The sequence below is a fragment of the Streptomyces sp. JLYT201 genome, assembly GCF_059448825.1.
In genome coordinates this window covers 6764013-6780948 of the sequence record NZ_CM182551.1, presented here as the reverse complement: position 1 = coordinate 6780948, position 16936 = coordinate 6764013, and the positions used below count along the sequence as shown (strand labels likewise).

Here is a 16936-nt window from a genome sequence, read left to right as displayed (position 1 = left end):
GCCCCGGGTCAGCGGAGTTCGGCCACCGCCGCCGTCGCGAAGCGCAGGGCGAGGCGGCGCATCCGCCCCTTGGAGGGATCGCCGCCGACGGTGACGTTCAGGGTCTCGACGGCGCGGCCGCCGTCCGGGCCGCGGTGGACGACGCGGACGCGGCAGGTGTGCGGCCCCTCCGCGCCCGGCTCGACGACGGCCCGGCGGCCGCCGACGCGGGTGAGCGTGCCGTCGCTCGCGTCGGGCGCCGAGCTGCCCTGGTCGAAGCGCAGCTCCAGCCAGAGGCGGCTGGTGGTGCTCGCCCACTTGCATTCCCAGTTGCCGAAGCCGACGTCGGGGTCGCGGGCGTCGACGCCGGGCATGGCTTCGAGGGCCCGCCCGGTCAGGAGCGCGCAGGCGTCCTGGTGGACGAGGGAGTCGGGCCCGGCCTCGGGGCGGCGGGCGAGCGGCCCGGCGTTGAGCCGCCGCACGGCCACGCGGGTGGCGGCGTCCGCCATGGCGCACAGCTGCGCGGCGTCGACGCGCTCGGCCCCCTCGCCGGACCCGGTGTCCTCCACGACGACGACGGCGTGCGCGTCGCGTTCGGTGGCCAGGAACAGCTTGCGGACGCACTCGTCGCTGTCGCCGGGCTCCTTCGCCACGGCCACGGCGCCCTCGGAGCGGCGGGGTGCGGGCCGTCCGGAGTCGCCGCCCGTGCCGAGGTGGAACTGGACGTCCACGGGGGCGTCGCCGCCGGTGTCCACGAGGATGTCGCAGCGGTCGAAGTTGCCGTAGTTCCGGTCGAGTTCGGCCCCGCCGAAGCGCTTGAGGGCGGCCGGGTCCGCGAGGGCGCAGGGGTCGACGGTGCGGTGGTCGCCGAGGGGCGAGGCCGTCGGGGTCCGGTGCGTGCCGCCGGAGCCCTTGTCGTGGCCGTCCGGCCGCAGGGGCGGCAGCCACAGGGCGGCGGCGAGCGTCACCCCGGCCACGGCCGCCACGATCAGGAACTGCCGGGACCTGCCCGGCAGCACCATCCGCCCGGAGCTCTCGCTGTCCTGGCCGACCCCCTCGCCCGCGCCGTCGCCGCCCATGTCCCCGCGCGGCAGCGGCTCCTGCGGGCCCGCGATCCCGGCGAGCAGCCGGCCCGCCTCGGCCGCGCCCGGGCGGTTCTTCGGCGCGGGGTCGAGCATCGCGGGCAGGAGGTCGCCGAGCGGGCCGAGGTCCGCGTCGAGGGCGACCTCGCCGCGCTCGGCCTGCCGCTCGGCGACGAACGGGTCGACGTCGCCGCCGGTGCGCGGGCGCGGCGGGCGGCCGGTGACGAGGGTGTGCAGCAGGGCGGCGAGGGAGAACACGTCGGACGCCGGTTCGGGACGGCCGCGCACGACTTCGGGGGCGGCGTAGTCGGGCGTGAAGCTGAGCGTGCCGGGCGGGCTGAGGGTCTCCTGCCCGCCCACCCGGTAGGCGGCGCCGAAGTCCGCGAGCTTGGCGAGGCCTTCGGGGGTGGCGACGACGTTGCCGGGCTTCACGTCGCCGTGCACGATCCCCTCGGCGTGCAGGGCGGCGAGCGCGGCCGCGACCTGGGTGCCGACGCGCGCGGCCCGCCGGGGCGTGAGCGGCGGCCGGTCCGCGAGGCTGCCTCCGGACACGTACTCCATGACCAGCCAGGACGCGGTCCTGCGGCGTGGCAGGGCGCCCTCGGGCAGCGTGAGCACGTCGTGCAGGGTGACGACGTGGGGGTGGCTGAACCGCGCGAGGGCGCGGGCCTCGGCTTCGAGGCGGTCGGACTCCCTGCGGTCGGTGCCGCGGCGGCCGCGCCGCCGCAGCCGCTTGAGGATGACCTGGCGGGGCAGCCGCTGGTCGCGGGCGATCCACACCTCGCCCATGCCCCCGTGGAGGGGGCCGCGCACCAGCCGGTAGCGCCCGCCGACCGTCGTGCCCCGGCGCACCCCTGCTCCCCTCAGCCGTGGTCAGGACCCCGCGGGCGGCCGTGGGCGGCCACGCGCTCACCGAACCTACTGCGGGTGCGGGGCGCGCCACAGGGCCTTCACGGGATGTCCGCGCACCGCACGCGCTCCGGCGCATCTCCTGCGGGCTCCTCCGCCGGTTGCCGGTGGTCGAAGGCGATCAGGGGGTCGCCGGTCAGCGGGTGGTCCAGGACGGCCGCGCGGACGCCGAACACCTCGGCGAGCAGCGCGGGCGTGAGCACCTCGCGCGGCGGCCCGGACGCGACGACGCGCCCGCCGTGCAGCACGTGCAGGCGGTCGCAGACCGAGGCGGCCGCGTTGAGGTCGTGCAGGGACACGAGCGTGGTGCGCCCCTTGCCGCGCAGCAGGGCGAGCAGCTCCACCTGGTGGCGCACGTCGAGGTGGTTGGTCGGCTCGTCGAGCACGAGGACGTCGGGGTCCTGGGCGAACGCGCGGGCCAGCAGGACGCGTTGGCGTTCGCCGCCGGACAGGGCCGCGAAGCGGCGTCCGGCGGCCGCGCCCATGCCGACCTCGGCGAGGGCGCGCGCGACGGTGTCCCGGTCCGCCGCGTCGTCCCCGGCGAAGGCCCGCTTGTAGGGTGTGCGTCCCATCGCGACGACCTCGCGCACGATCAGCTCGACGTCCGCGCCGCGCTCCTGCGGCAGCGCGGCGACGTGCCGGGCCGACCGCGCGGGGGTCAGCTCGCGCAGGTCGGCCCCGTCCAGGAGCACCCGGCCCGCCACCGGTCGCAGATGGCGGTAGACGGTGCGCAGGAGCGTGGACTTGCCGCTGCCGTTCGGGCCGACGAGCCCGGTGATCTGCCCTTCGGCGGCGACGAGGTGCGCGCCCGCGACGACGGTGCGCCCCGCGTAGGCGACGGACAGGTCCTCGATGTCAACCCGCACCGGCCGCTCCCCTCGCCGTCGTCTCCCGTACGTGCCGCGTCATCTCCCGTACGTACTGGCTCGTGTGGCCGCGGACCACGCTCAACTCCCTTGCTTCAGGCGCCGGTCGAGCAGGAACAGCATCGCCGGGGCGCCGATCAGCGAGGTGACGACCCCGACGGGCAGCTCCTGTGCGTCCATGGCGGTCCGGCACACGATGTCGACCACGACCATGAGGACGGCCCCGCCGAGCGCGGACAGCGGCAGCAGCCTGCGGTGGTCGTCGCCCACCAGGAGGCGCAGGGTGTGGGGCACCATCAGGGCGACGAAGGCGATCGCCCCGGACACCGCCACCAGGGAGCCGGTGAGGACGCTCGTCACCACGAACAGCTCCCGGCGCAGCCGCCCCACGGCGACGCCGAGCCCGGCGGCCGTCTCGTCGCCCATCAGGAGCGCGTTGAGGCCCCGGGCGCGCGCCTGGAGCAGCACCAGGGCGGCCGGGACGGTCACCGCGGGCACGGCGATCAGCTGCCAGGTGGCGCCGCTCAGGCTGCCCATGAGCCAGAAGAGCACGCTGTGCGTCTGCTGCTCGTCCCCGGCCTGGAGCACGAGGTAGCTGGTGAACCCGGACAGGAACTGGCCGATCGCGACCCCGGCGAGCACGAGCCGCAGGGGCGCGAAGCCGCCGCCGCGCCGGGCCACGGCCCACACCAGGGCGAAGGTCACGAGGGCGCCGGCGAAGGCCGCCCCGGAGAGCCCGAGCGCGCTGCCCGCGCCCGCCCCGAGGACGATCGCGGCGACGGCCCCCAGGGAGGCGCCGCTGGAGACCCCCAGCAGATAGGGGTCGGCCAGCGGGTTGCGTACGAGCGCCTGCACGGCGGTGCCGACCAGGCCGAGCCCGGCGCCGACGAGCGCGGCGAGCAGGGCGCGCGGCACCCGCAGCTGCCACACGATCAGGTCGCTGGTCCCTGGCCTGGGCGCGGCGCCGGTCAGTCTGCGCCCGACGACGCCCCACACCTCGCCCGGCGGCAGCGACGTCGAGCCCCAGGACACGGCCGCGGTGAGGGCCGCGAGGAGCAGCACGGCCAGGCCCACGGCGACGGGGCCCGCGGGCAGGACCCGCGCGTCGCCGTCGGCGCGGCCCGCCGTCTTCGCCCCGGTGCGCGGGGACGCCACGGCTAGCGGACCTTGCCCGGGTAGAGGGTCTTGGCGATCCGCACCACGGTGTCGGCGTTGGAGACGCCCGCGATGGTCGTGGCCTCGGAGCCGACGCGCAGGAACTTCCCCTGCTGCACCGCGCGCAGGCCCTTGGTGGCCGGGTTGTTCTCCAGCCACTTCCTGGCCTCGTCGAAGGCCTTCTCGTTGGCCGCGGCGCTGCCGCGGTTGCGGACGCCGAGCTGGATCCAGTCCGGGTCCTCGGCGACCACGTCCTCCCAGCCGACCTGCTTGAACGCGGCGTCGCAGGAGGCGAAGACGTTCCGGGCGCCCGCGAGGGTGATCACCGCGTGGCCGACCTGACGGTTGCAGACGGCCGTGGGCTGCTTGGTCCCCGCGTCGTAGTCGAAGAAGAAGTACGTGGGCCGCTTCCGCTCGGGGACGCCGCGCACCGCCCTGTGCACGGCGGCCAGCTTCGTGCGCATGCCGTCGACGAGTTCCGCCGCCGTGCTCCGGTTGCCGGTGACGGCGCCGAGCGAGGTGATGTCCCGCTCCACGGCGGACAGATCGGTCACGGGGCCCTTCCGGCCCTGTGCGCAGGCGGTGGACTTCAAGTAGATGTGCTTCATCCCGACGGCCTTGAACTCCTCGGGGGTCGGGGCGTCGCCCATCCCGCCGCCCATCCCGCCCATGGAGGCGAAGGTGTCGACGTACAGCCCGGCCCCGGAGCCGAGCAGCTTCTCCTTGGGGATCACGGAGCGGCTGAGCACCTTCACGTCCTCGGCCCGCGCCCCGAGCACGCCCGGCAGCGTGCCCTTGCCGGGCGGGAAGCCGGTGCCGACCACCCGGTCCCCGGCGCCGAGCCTGAGCAGCAGCTCCAGGGCGGCGGCGTTGCTGGTCACGATCTTCTGGGGCGCGGCGGAGAAGGTGGTCGCGTTGCCCGCGCAGTCGGTGACCCGCACCGGGAACCCCGCGGCCCCGCCGTCCGCGGCGGAGCCGCCCGTGCCGCCACCGCCACCGCCGCAGCCCGCCACCAGCAGGCCGCCCACCGCGACCGCCACACCCCACCCCGTACGCGTACGCATCGGACCTCTCCTGGAACCGCTCGTCAGGGCCGGGCCTCGCGCACCGGCAGCCCAGGAGTCGCGCCGGGGCCCCGCCGGGTTCCCGCCGCTTGCGCACGGGGGCGGGCGAACGCGCCGCCGAGCCCGCGAAACCGCCGAACTCCCCTTCCCGCACAGGCGCTTCACCCATCCGCTGGAATTGTTATTCCTGCTACAATCCAGCGAAAATTCGGACCTGAGTCTGGGGAGGACTCCGATGGCCGATGAAATATCCGAATCCGGGAATGCCGAGACCGCGACACTCGGTCCCGGATGCTTTTGGTCCTTCGACGCGGTGATGCGCCGGACCCCCGGTGTGACATCAAGTGTCGCGGGTTTCGCGGGAGACCACGGCCCGCCCCCCAACTACGAGGACTACGAGCGTTACGGACTCAATCCGCAGAAGTTCGTCGAGGCGGTGCAACTGACGTTCCGGCCCGACACCATCTCTTTCGAGGAGATACTCGCCCTCTTCTTCCAGAGCCATGATCCGACCACGCCGAACCAGAGCGGCGCGGACCACGGCACCGTTTACCACTCGACGATCTTCTACGCCGACGAGGACCAGCGGGCGCGTTCCGAGCAGGTCATGAATCGGGTGCGGAAGGAATGGGGGCAGGACATCGTGACCGATCTCCGGCCCTATCAGCAGTTCGTCGTGGCCGACTCCGATCAGCAGGACTTCTACAACAAGAACCGCTTCCAGCCGTACTGCCGGGCGGTCATCGAACCGAAGCTCCGCACGCTGGGCATCGACGTCGACTGACGGCGCGGCCCCGGCCGCGTACGGGAAGGCCCTGACCGCTGCACCGGTCAGGGCCTTCGGCCCCGTGGGGGTCCGTCACGCGAAGGCGGCCGTCCAGTCGACGGCGACCCCGTGCACATACGCCTCCGCCAGCGCGGCGAGGAACCGGGCGGCGCCGCCGTCCTCGTTGCGCAGCGTCGCCATGAGCACCGCCGAGCGGCCGAGCTCCTCCACGATGTCCTGCATGCCGACGGTGAGCACGGGCTGGGCGCTGCACTCGACGAAGACCTCGTGGCCGTCGGCGACCAGGGAGCGCACGGCCTCGTCGAACCGGACCGTCTGGCGCAGGTTCCGGTACCAGTACTCCGCGTCGAGGCCCTCGGTGTCGACGCGCCGCCCGGTCACCGTGGAGTAGAACGGCACCTCGCCCGCCGCCGGTTCGACGCTCGCGGCCAGGTCGATGAGGGTCTCCCGCAGGTCCTCCACGTGCGGCGAGTGCGCGGCGAAGTCCACGCCCGGCACCCGCCAGCGCATCATCCGGGCCGCCCGCAGCGCGGCGCCGAAGTCGGCCATGGCGGCCACGTCGCCCGAGACCGTGATGGTCGCCGGGCCGTTCACCGCGGCCACCGAGAGGGTGCCCTCCCAGTCGGCCAGCATGGTCCGCACCTGGTCGCCCGGGGCGAGCACGGTCAGCATCTCGCCCCGGCCGCGGATCTTCGTCAGGGCCTGGCTGCGCAGCGCGACGATCCGCGCGGCGTCGTCGAGGGACAGCGCGCCCGCGACGTGCGCCGCCGCGATCTCGCCCTGCGAGTGGCCGACCGCCGCGCCCGGCTCGACGCCGAAGCGGCGCCACAGCCGGGCCAGGGACACCATCATCGAGAACAGCACCGGCTGCACGACGTCGACCTGGTCCAGCGGCGGGGTGCCGGGAACGCCGCGCAGCACGTCCTCCAGGGACCAGTTCAGATACGGCGACAGGGCCTTCTCGCAGTCCCGGACCGCCTCGGCGAACACGGGCGAGGCGTCGAGCAGCGCCACCGCCATGCCGGCCCACTGGGTGCCCTGGCCGGGGAAGACGAACACCGGCCGGGTGCCCGCCCCGGCCCGCCGGGGCGCCCGGCCGGTGATCACGTGCGGCGCGGGCCGGTCCTCGGCGAGCGCGCGCACCCCGTCGAGCAGTTCGGCGCGGTCGCGCCCGATGACCACGGCCCGGTACTCGCCCGCGGCCCCGGCCGCCACGAGCGACCGGCCCACCTCGGCGAGCAGCCCGGCCTCGGCCGCGCCCGCCGCCGGGCCGGGGGCGAGCCGGGCGACGAGGCGGCTCGCCTGGGCGCGCAGTCCCGCCGCGCTGCGCCCGGACAGCACCCACGGCACCGTGCCGGTCACTGCGCCGATTCGAAGGTCTTGCGTGGCGGGCTTGGTCACGAGCACTCCTCGTCACTGCCAATCAGGGGGACCGGTCGATGGCGGGGCACGGCGCAGGACCGCTGCCCGTCGGCGGGACCGGGCAGCGCCAAGGCCACTGCCGATCGGTGGACCGCGAGCGCAAGATATCCCCGAAGCCCGGAACTACCGCCCACCGCGCGGTAATTCCGCCGGTCAGGGCCGGTTACCGGGCGGTTACCCGCGGTGGCCGAAAGCGCGTATAGGCTGCCCGCACCCAGTCGCGTCCGCTTTCCGTTAGGGAGGCTACTCGTTGTCAGGCTGCCCGACTTCGCAGGCCACTATTCCTGCGCGTCCACAGATCACGTCCACCAGTTCCCTGCTGCATCTACTGCGCCCCGCTGACGACTCCGTACTCCATTTACCGGCGACGAATCCGCAGCTGGTCGAGGAGGTAGTCGCCCGCGTCGGCACGGGTGCGACCGGCTGGGCGATCGAGAACAGCCGCCTGCTGCTTGCCGAACTCTCCGGGGAGCCCTTCGCCCGTTTCGACCAGAAGTCCCGCAGCGAGACCAGGCTCGTCGAGGCGATAGCGCTCTGGGTGGTCCTGCGGCTCAGCGGCATAAGATCCATCACCGGTGTCCTTTCCGCGGAGCTCACCCACACCATTCGGGAACGCATCTCGGACAACACGACCGTCGACCACCTGCTTCGCTATGTCCGGGCCGCCCACGCGCGTTTCACCCGCGAGCTGTTCGAGTTCCGCGACGCCGTGATCCCCGCCGAGGACCAGGCGACGATGATGCGGTCCATTTCCGCCGACCTCTTCGAGGGAATGGAGACGCTGTCCGCCGCGGTCGCCGAGAAGTTCAGCGCCGAGCGCGACCGCTGGTTCGCCGGTTCGGTGGGCGAGCGCCTGGAGCTGGTCTCCTCGATCCTCAAGGGCAAGCCCGTCGACACCATGCGGGCGCTGCGCCAGCTCGGGTACGACCTGACGCTGCACCACGTCGCGCTCGTCCTGCGGCAGGACGAGATCACCCCCGACAGCAGCCGCGAGCTGGAGGCCACGGCCCTGCGCCTGCTCGACCGGGCCGGCTGCTCCTCGATGCTGATGCTCCCGGCGGGCCCGGGGCGGCTGTGGGCGTGGGGCGGCCGCGCCACCGACCGCCCGGCCGAGCTGCGGCGCTCCGAGAAGCCCGTGGACCTGCCCCCGCACATCCACGTCGCCTCCGGCCTGCCGGGCGACGGCGTGGCGGGCTTCCAGCGCTCCCACGAGCAGGCCGTCACCGCGGAGCGCGTCGGCGGCATCATCGAGCCAGGACCGTACGGGCTCTGTGACTACGGCGACCTGGAGCCGGTGATCCTGCTCGGCAACGACGCCGAGGCCACCGCCGACTTCGTGCGCCGCGAACTCGGTCCGCTCGCCGCCGACAACAGGTCCATGGCCGCGCTCCGCGAGACCGTGCGCTGTCTGCTGGACAACGAGCGCGGCGTCGCCCTCACCGCCAAACACCTGCACATCGCGAAGAACACCGTGGTCTACCGGGTGAAGAAGGCGGAGCAACTCCTCGGGCGGTCCCTGCGCGAGGACCGCCTCCGCTTGCACCTCGCGCTGTACCTGGCGGGACGGCTCGGCTCCACGGTGCTCGCCGACCACGATCCCGCGACAGGCCTTGAGAACTCGATTCGGGCGGTAGCCAAATGAGCGGTCAGCAGATGAACAAGGACGAGAAGCTCCTCGACTACCTCAAGTGGGTCACCGCCGACCTGCACAAGGCCCGGGCCCGGGTCGAGGAGCTGGAGGCGGGCCGCTCCGAGCCCATCGCCATCGTCGGCATGGGCTGCCGCTACCCCGGCGACGTGACGACGCCCGACGACCTGTGGCGCCTGGCCGCCGACGGCGTCGACGCGGTCTCCGGCTTCCCCGCCGACCGCGGCTGGGACGTGGACGCCCTGTACGACCCGGACCCCGACGCCACCGGCAAGGTCTCCGCGCGCGAGGGCGGCTTCCTCAGCGACGTGAAGGGCTTCGACGCGGCCTTCTTCGGGATATCCCCGCGCGAGGCCCTCGCGATGGACCCGCAGCAGCGGCTGCTCCTGGAGACCACGTGGGAGGCCGTCGAGCGGGCGCGCATCGACCCGCGCTCGCTGCGCGGCAGCGACACCGGCGTGTTCGTCGGCGTGATGTACACGGGCTACGCGTCCGACGTCGACGCCTCGGCCGCGGGCACCGAGGGCTACATGATGACCGGGATGCTGACCAGCGTCGCCTCCGGCCGGATCTCCTACCTCCTCGGCCTCGAAGGCCCGACGGTCACCGTGGAGACGGCCTGCTCGTCGTCGCTGGTCTCGATCCACCAGGCCGTGTCGGCGCTGCGCGGCGGCGAGTGCTCGCTGGCCCTGGCGGGCGGGGCGATGGTCCTGCCGGTGCCGGACCCCTTCGTGGAGTTCTCGCGGCAGCGCGGCCTCGCGCCGGACGGCCGCTGCAAGGCGTTCGCCGCCGCCGCGGACGGCACCGGCTTCTCCGAGGGCGTCGGCGTCCTCGCCCTCGCGCGGCTCTCCGAGGCCCGGCGGCGCGGCCTGCCGGTCCTCGCGGTGATCCGGGGCACCGCGGTGAACTCCGACGGCGCCTCCAACGGCCTGACCGCCCCGAGCGGCCCCTCGCAGCAGCGCGTCATCCGCGCGGCCCTGGCCAACGCCGGGCTCTCCCCCGCCGAGGTCGACGTCGTCGACGCGCACGGCACGGGCACGATGCTCGGCGACCCGATCGAGGCCCAGGCGCTCCTCGCGACCTACGGCCAGTCCCGGCCCGACGACCAGCCGTTGCTGCTGGGCTCGTTGAAGTCGAACATCGGGCACACGCAGGCCGCCGCCGGTGTCGCGGGCGTCATCAAGATGGTCATGGCGATGCGGCACGGCGTGGTCCCGAAGACCCTCCACGTCGACGAGCCCACCCCCGCCGTCGACTGGACCGCCGGATCGATCGAGCTGGTCACCGAGGAGCGCCCCTGGCCGGCCACCGGCCGCCCGCGCCGCGCCGCGGTCTCCTCCTTCGGCGTCAGCGGCACCAACGCCCACCTGGTCGTCGAGCAGGCCCCGGCGGCCGAGCCCGGCGAGCCGGTGGAGCCGACGTCCGTGCTGCCGGTGGTGCCGGTGGTGCTCTCGGCCAGGAGCGAGCTGGCGTTGCGGGTGCAGGCGGAGCGGTTGGCTGCCGTGGCCGGGGCGGGTGTGTCGCCGTTGGATGTGGGTGTGTCGGCGGCGGGTTCGCGGTCGGTGTCGTTCGAGCATCGTGCGGTGGTGCTGGCGGCCGACAGCGAAGAGCTGCTGGCGGGGCTGCGGGCGTTGGCGGTGGGTGAGTCGGTGCCGGGTGTGGTGTCGGGGGTGTCGGGTGAGGGGCGTACGGCGTTCTTGTTCACCGGGCAGGGTGCGCAGCAGCCGGGTATGGGGCGGGAGTTGTATGACACGTTCCCGGTGTTCGCGGCGGCTTTCGATGAGGTGTGTGCGGGGTTTGAAGGCCTGGTGCCGGGGTCGTTGAGGGAGGTGGTGTTCGGCGGGGCGGGGCTGGATGAGACGGGGTGGACGCAGCCCGCTCTGTTCGCGTTCGAGGTGGCGTTGTTCCGGCTGGTGGAGTCCTTGGGTGTGGTGCCGGACTGTGTGACCGGGCACTCGGTGGGTGAGTTGGCGGCGGCGCATGTGGCGGGTGTGCTGTCGCTGGGGGACGCGTGCCGGGTGGTGGCGGCGCGGGGTCGTTTGATGCAGGCGCTGCCCGCGGGTGGGGCGATGGTCGCGGTGCAGGCGGGTGAGGCCGAGGTCCTGGAACTGCTGGAAGGCCATGAGGGCGAGGCGGGGATCGCGGCGGTCAACGGGCCCACGTCGATCGTGATCTCGGGGGCCGAGGATGTCGTGACGGGGATCGCGGAGGTGCTGAAGGGGCGGGGTCGTAAGACGAACCGGCTCGCGGTCAGTCATGCCTTCCATTCGCCGTTGATGGATCCGGTGCTTGAGGAGTTCGCCGCCGTGGTGGGCGGGGTGGAGTTGCGTGAGCCGCAGATTGCGATGGCGGCGGGGGCCGAGGAGGTGTGTTCACCCGGGTACTGGGTGGAGCACATCCGGCGGGCGGTGCGTTTCGCCGATCACGTGGTGCGGCTGCGGGAGCTGGGGGTGTCCCGGTTCGTGGAGATCGGGCCGGACGGGGTGCTCACGGCGATGGGGGCGCAGAGTGTGGAGGCGTCGTTCACGGCCGTGCAGCGGCGTGGGCAGCCGCAGGTGCGGACCGTGCTGGCCGGGCTCGCCCGGGTGCACGCGGCCGGGCACGCGGTGGAGTGGGCGCGGCTGTTCGAGGGCACCGGGGCCGTCCTGGTCGACCTGCCGACCTACCCCTTCCAGCACCAGAACTACTGGCTGGACAGCACCTCGGCGGCCTCGCGGAGCACACCCGGGCTCGGGCTCGCCGCGCCGGGGCACCCGTTCCTCGCCACGGCCGTCCGGCTCGCCGGTGGTGACGGCGCGGTGTTCACCGGGCGGCTCTCGCTGCACGCCCACCCCTGGCTCGACGGGCACCGCGTCGGCGGCACCACGACGCTGCCCTCGGCCGCCCTGGTCGAGCTCGCGGTCCGCGCCGGTGACGAGGCGGGCTGCTCCGGCGTCGCCGACCTGACGGTCGACGCCCCGCTGACCGTGCCCGAGAGCGGCGGCGTCCAGGTCCAGGTGGCCATCGGCGCGGCGGGCGAGGACGCGTACCGGCGGATCACCATCAGCTCCCGGCCCGACCGGGACGAGCAGGGCGCGCCCTGGCAGACGCACGCCACCGGCCTGCTCACCGAGGCGCAGCCCGCGCCCCTGGTGTCGCTGGCGGCCTGGCCGCCGCCGGGCGCGACCCCGGTCGGGCTCGACGGCTTCTACCAGCGGCTCGACGAGAAGGGCTTCGCGCACGGGCCGGTGTTCCAGGGGCTGCGGGCGCTGTGGCAGCGGGGCGACGACCTGTTCGCCGAGGTCGCGCTGCCCGACGACGCGGACCTGGAGGCGTTCGGGATCCACCCCGCGCTCCTCGACGCCGCGCTGCACCCGCTGCTCGCCGCCGGGCGCGACACCACCGGGCTGTCCTGGCACGGCTTCAACCTGTACGCCTCCGGGCCGCGCACGCTGCGGGTCTGGCTCAGGTCCAAGGGCGACGACGCGTTCCGGCTGTGGCTGGCCGACGGGGCGGGCGAGCCGGTCGCCGAGGCCCGCGCGCTGCGGCCGACCCCGGTGGCGCCCGCGGAGCGGCTCGCCGGGGCGGCGGGCGACTCGCTGTTCCACGTGGTCTGGTCGCCGGTCGGCCTGCCCGACCCGGAGGACCTCACGCCCTCCCGGCTCGCCGTGCTCGGCGACGCGCCGGACGGCCTCGGACACCGCGTCGAGAGCGTCGCGGAGGCCGCGGGGGACGTCCTCGTGGCCGTACTCGACGTACCGTCCGGGGACGGCACGGTGGAGGCGGCGCACCGGAGCACCCTGCGGGCGCTCGAACTGGTGCAGGCCGGTCTCGCCCTGGAGACGTCCCGGCTCGTCCTGGTCACGCGGAACGCCGTCGCGACCCGTGACGGCGAGGACGTCGACCTCGGCGCGGCCCCGGTGTGGGGCCTGGTCCGGTCCGCCCAGGTCGAGAACCCCGGCCGGATCACCCTGATCGACCTCGACGACGACCCGGCGAGCGCCGGGTGCCTCACCGCCGCGATCGCCTCCGGCCACGAGCAGGTGGCTCTCCGGGCGGGCCGCGCGAGCACCCCGAGGATGGCCAGGGTGCGCCCGGCCACCGCGGCCGTGCCGGAGTTGGCGGCGGAGGGGACGGTGCTGATCACAGGGGGTACCGGTGCCCTGGGGGGTCTGTTCGCCCGGCATCTGGTCGGGGCGTACGGGGTACGGCATCTGGTCCTGACCAGCCGCCGGGGCCAGGACGCGCCCGGGGCACGGGAGTTGGCCGAGGAACTGACCGGCCTGGGCGCCACCGTCACGGTCGCCGCGTGTGACGCCGCCGACCGCGACGCGCTCAAGGCCGTCCTGGACGCCATCCCCGCCCAGCACCCCCTCACCGGCGTGGTGCACACCGCCGGGGTCATCGACGACGGCATCATCACCGCCCTCACCCCCGAACGCCTCACCACCGTCCTGCGGCCCAAGGTCGACGCCGCCTGGCACCTGCACGAACTCACCCACGACCAACCCCTCGCCCTCTTCACCCTCTTCTCGTCGGTCGCCGGTGTCATCGGCTCGCCGGGGCAGGCGAACTACTCGGCGGCCAATCTGTTCCTCGACGCGCTCGCGCAGCACCGCCGCGCCCACGGACTCCCGGCGGACTCGCTGGCCTGGGCGGCGTGGGCGCAGGAGCACGGCATGGCGTCGCGGCTCTCCGAGGTCGACTGGAGCCGGGCGACCCAGTCGGGCCTGAGGCCCATCGCGCCGGAGGAGGGGCCGGAGCTGTTCGACGCGGCGCTCGCCTCCGCGCACCCGGCGACGGTGCCGATGCACCTCGACGTCGGGCTGCTCGAACGGCAGACGGGACCGCTCTTCCCGGTGCTGCGGAGCCTGGTGCGCAGGCCGGACCGGCGCGTGGTCACCGCCGCGGCCGCGCACAGCGGGCAGCTCGCGGAGCGCCTCGCCGAGCTCGACGGGCCCGGCAGGCACGAGCTGCTGCTGGACCTGGTGCGCTCGTCGGTGGCCGCGATCCTCGGCCACGGCAGGACCGACGGCATCACCCCCGCCACCGTCTTCACGGACCTCGGCTTCGACTCGCTCACGGCCGTGGAGCTGCGCAACCACCTGGAGGGCGTGACGGGTCTGCGGCTGCCGCCGACCCTGCTGTTCGACCACAACACCCCCGCGGCGCTCATCGGCCACCTCGGCGCGGAGCTGGCCAGCCGGTCCGAGGCGCCCGCCCGGTCCGCGGTGGACTTCGCGGCCGAGGTGCGGCTCGCCGACGACGTGGTCCCGGCCGCCGAGGTCGTCCGCGTGGTCGCCGACCCCGGCCAGGTGTTCCTCACCGGGGCGACGGGGTTCGTCGGGGGCTTCCTGCTCAGGGACCTCATGCGGTCGACGGGGGCCACCGTGCACTGCCTGGTCAGGGGCGCCGACGAGGCGGCCGCCCTGGACCGGCTGCGGTCCGGTCTGACCTGGTACGGCATCTGGGACGACATCGACCCCGACCGCCTCAGGGTGCTCCCCGGCGACCTCTCCGCACCGCGCTTCGGACTCACCGCCGAGCGGTACGACCGGCTCGCGCGGGAGGTCGACGCGGTGTACCACGCGGGCGCCACCGTCAACTGGCTGCACCCGTACCAGTCGTTGAAGGCGGCCAACGTCACCGGCACCGAGGAGGCGCTGCGGCTCGCCGCGCTGCACCGGACGGTCCCGCTGCACTACGTGTCGAGCACCGGCGTCTTCGCCAAGGCGGCGCCCGGCGGCGCCGGTCTGACCCCCGAGGACCCGACCGGGCCGCCGGAGGAGCTGACCAACGGCTACCGGCAGAGCAAGTACGTCGCCGAGAAGATCATCGGGCTCGCCCAGGAGCGCGGCCTGCCCGTGTCGGTCTACCGCGCCGACGTCATCTCCGGGGCTCGGACCAACGGCGCCTGCCAGACCCGCGACTTCGTCTGGCTGAGCCTCAAGGGCAGCCTCCAGGCGGGGAAGGTGCCGACGGGCGCGAACGCGCTGTTCCCGATGGTGCCGGTCGACTACGTCAGCGCGGCCGTCCTGGAGCTGTCCCGCACGGCGGACAGCCGGACCTTCCACCTGTTCAACCCGGTGGCGGTCAGCTTCGCCGACATGGTGACGCGGCTCCGCACCCTCGGCCACGTCCTGGACGAGGTCTCCTGGGACGAGTTCGAGGCCACGGTCCGCGACGACCGGGAGAACGCGCTCTTCCCGACGATCGACATCTTCCGCGCCTACATGACGGCGGGCGAGGCCCTGTACATGCGGGTGGACGTCAGCGCGACGGAGGCCGCTCTGGCCGGGACGGGCATCACCTGCCCGGAGATCGACGCCGAACTCTTCGCCACGTACGCGGAGTTCTTCACGGAGGCCGGATACTTCCCGGAGCCCGACGGCGCCCCGCAGGGGCGCGGGGAACTGCGCGACCAGCCACAGTCGGCTCGCAGGTGAACGACGGCCCGACGCGGCACTTCCGGTAGAGCACCGGGCCTGGGCACGGAGGGCCGGACGCGTCCCACGGGACGCGTCCGGCCCTCCGGCATGGGGTGGCGCTCAGTCGAGTACGCGCTGGCCCTCCGCCTTCGCGGGCGGCGCGACCGCGACGGCCGCGGCCGGGCGGTGGCGGCCGAAGCGGCGCATCAGGGGCCTCTCCACGCACCAGTACAGGACGGTGGCGGACACCACGGCCGCCGCGAGCAGGACGAGGACCATGAGCGAGCCCGTCGCGAGCGAGAAGGTGCGGGTGGGGCCGAGCCGGTCGGCCACCGTCACGATGATGATCCAGTGGACCATGTAGAAGGCGAAGGAGATCTCGCCGAGGAACACCATCGCGGGCCTGCGGAACACCGACGGGGTCTGCTGCCGGTCGGCGACCGCGGCGGCGGCGATCAGCGGCGCGGTCCACACCGTCGACATCCCGGCCGTGCCCGCCAGGTACGGCAGCTTCAGGGCGAGCACATAGCCGGCGACGGCGATCGCGAAGGCGGGCGCCAGGCCGACGCGCGGCCACCGCCCCGCCGCCACGATCCGGGCCAGGACGATGCCGAGGACGAATTCGAGGGCGCGGACCGGCGGGAAGAAGTACACGAACCACACCTGGTCGAAGGAGACCTCGCCGGTCAGGCCGAAGCCGATGAGGCCGGGCCGGTCGCTCACCGCGTACGTGGCGACGAGGAATGCTCCCACGATCAGCCCGAGCACCACGGCGAGCGCCGGCCACAGCCATTCCTCGCGGATGCGGCGCACCACGGGGAAAAGGACCGGAAAGGCCAGGTAGAAGAAGAATTCACAGGCCAGCGACCAGCTCACCCCGTTGACGGCCGAACTCGTCCGGATGTCCGGGAACCACGCCTGCTGCATGGTCAGGGACGCGAGCCAGTCGACGGTGCGCGTGGGCCGGTCGGTGCTGAGCACGAAGAGCGCCGCGAGGCCGAAGGTGACCCAGTGCATGGGCCCGATCTTCACCAGGCGGCGGCGCCAGAACGAGGCCGTCGTGTCGCTCGCGCGGGCCGTCCAGGCGAGGACGAAGCCGCTCAGGATGAAGAAGAAGCCGACGCCGTACGAGCCGGAGAGGGCGAAGGCGTCCCGGAGCTTCACCCCGGTGTCGCCCGGGATGAGCTGGGTGTACCAGACGACGTGCGTGGCGAAGACCATCAGGGCCGCCACGAAGCGCAGGCCCGTGAGGGACGGCAGCCGCGTCAGCATGCGGTCCGCCCGGAAAAGGAGCGGCCGGAACTCGGCCGAAAACAAACGGAATTGGTCTGTGATTGCGCAGGAATGGCCCGCGCTATCGGGTAGCCTGACATGGGTGGCCTCCGTACCAGAAAACGAATGTGACTGGATGGCGGAAGACTGACACGCTTTTCCCGGCGCGCGGTCATGCCGCGGTAACCGCGCGCCCTGAAGGGAATTACCGCGCGATGGGCGCGGAATTGCCGCCCGGCCGTGAAAGAGCGAAGGGCCCGTTCGGAGCAGCGGCCGATGCCCCGAGCGGACCCTTCGCGGCTTTCGGGCCCGCCGCCCGCGGCGCCTCAGCGCGCGGTCACGGCG

9 protein-coding genes are annotated in these 16936 nt (G+C 73.9%); 3 read left to right on the top strand and 6 right to left on the bottom strand.

Features of this window, described 5'->3' with window-relative positions; translation table 11 throughout:
* Nucleotides 1-8: 8 nt before the first annotated feature.
* The 4 genes from AC5WAM_RS28585 to AC5WAM_RS28570 form a co-directional block, all read right to left on the bottom strand.
* Nucleotides 9-1913, bottom strand: a complete 1905-nt coding sequence (locus AC5WAM_RS28585; protein ID WP_495519290.1) for a serine/threonine-protein kinase — start codon at nt 1911-1913, stop codon at nt 9-11.
* A 98-nt stretch (nt 1914-2011) separates the two neighbouring features.
* Nucleotides 2012-2836: an ABC transporter ATP-binding protein gene (locus tag AC5WAM_RS28580; protein ID WP_495519289.1), complete on the bottom strand. Its 825-nt coding sequence runs from the start codon at nt 2834-2836 to the stop codon at nt 2012-2014.
* A gap of 81 nt (nt 2837-2917) precedes the next feature.
* The gene (locus AC5WAM_RS28575) at nt 2918-3991 is read right to left on the bottom strand and encodes a FecCD family ABC transporter permease (RefSeq protein ID WP_495519288.1); all 1074 of its coding nucleotides are present in this window, start codon (nt 3989-3991) and stop codon (nt 2918-2920) included.
* 2 nt (nt 3992-3993) lie between these two features.
* Nucleotides 3994-5055, bottom strand: a complete 1062-nt coding sequence (locus tag AC5WAM_RS28570; protein WP_366793954.1) for an ABC transporter substrate-binding protein — start codon at nt 5053-5055, stop codon at nt 3994-3996.
* Between the two features lie 235 nt (nt 5056-5290).
* Here AC5WAM_RS28570 and msrA point away from each other — a divergent pair, with 235 nt between their 5' ends.
* Entirely contained in the window at nt 5291-5839 is a 549-nt protein-coding gene (gene msrA, locus AC5WAM_RS28565) for a peptide-methionine (S)-S-oxide reductase MsrA (RefSeq protein WP_495519287.1), read from the top strand.
* 75 nt (nt 5840-5914) lie between these two features.
* Here msrA and AC5WAM_RS28560 read toward each other — a convergent pair whose 3' ends face one another.
* On the bottom strand, nt 5915-7204 hold the full coding sequence (locus AC5WAM_RS28560) for an acyltransferase domain-containing protein (protein WP_366793952.1): 1290 nt from the start codon (nt 7202-7204) through the stop codon (nt 5915-5917).
* 310 nt (nt 7205-7514) lie between these two features.
* On the opposite strand from AC5WAM_RS28560, the gene AC5WAM_RS28555 reads away from it, so the two are divergent.
* Together AC5WAM_RS28555 and AC5WAM_RS28550 are read left to right on the top strand one after the other, a co-directional pair.
* Nucleotides 7515-8906, top strand: a complete 1392-nt coding sequence (locus AC5WAM_RS28555) for a PucR family transcriptional regulator (protein ID WP_366793951.1) — start codon at nt 7515-7517, stop codon at nt 8904-8906.
* Nucleotides 8903-15337: a type I polyketide synthase gene (locus AC5WAM_RS28550; protein WP_495519286.1), complete on the top strand. Its 6435-nt coding sequence runs from the start codon at nt 8903-8905 to the stop codon at nt 15335-15337. Before AC5WAM_RS28555 ends, AC5WAM_RS28550 begins: the two co-directional genes overlap by 4 nt.
* Nucleotides 15338-15439: 102 nt before the next feature.
* On the opposite strand, the gene AC5WAM_RS28545 is transcribed toward AC5WAM_RS28550, so the two are convergent.
* A complete protein-coding gene (locus AC5WAM_RS28545) occupies nt 15440-16591 on the bottom strand; it encodes an acyltransferase family protein (RefSeq protein WP_495519285.1) in 1152 nt (383 codons plus the stop codon).
* Nucleotides 16592-16936: the final 345 nt, after the last annotated feature.

Coding starts and splice junctions, on each gene's coding strand:
- AC5WAM_RS28570 (WP_366793954.1), bottom strand. CDS start 5,055: ATGCGTACGCGTACGGGGTGGGGTGTGGCGGTCGCGGTGGGCGGCCTG.
- msrA (WP_495519287.1), top strand. CDS start 5,291: ATGGCCGATGAAATATCCGAATCCGGGAATGCCGAGACCGCGACACTC.
- AC5WAM_RS28550 (WP_495519286.1), top strand. CDS start 8,903: ATGAGCGGTCAGCAGATGAACAAGGACGAGAAGCTCCTCGACTACCTC.
- AC5WAM_RS28545 (WP_495519285.1), bottom strand. CDS start 16,591: ATGCTGACGCGGCTGCCGTCCCTCACGGGCCTGCGCTTCGTGGCGGCC.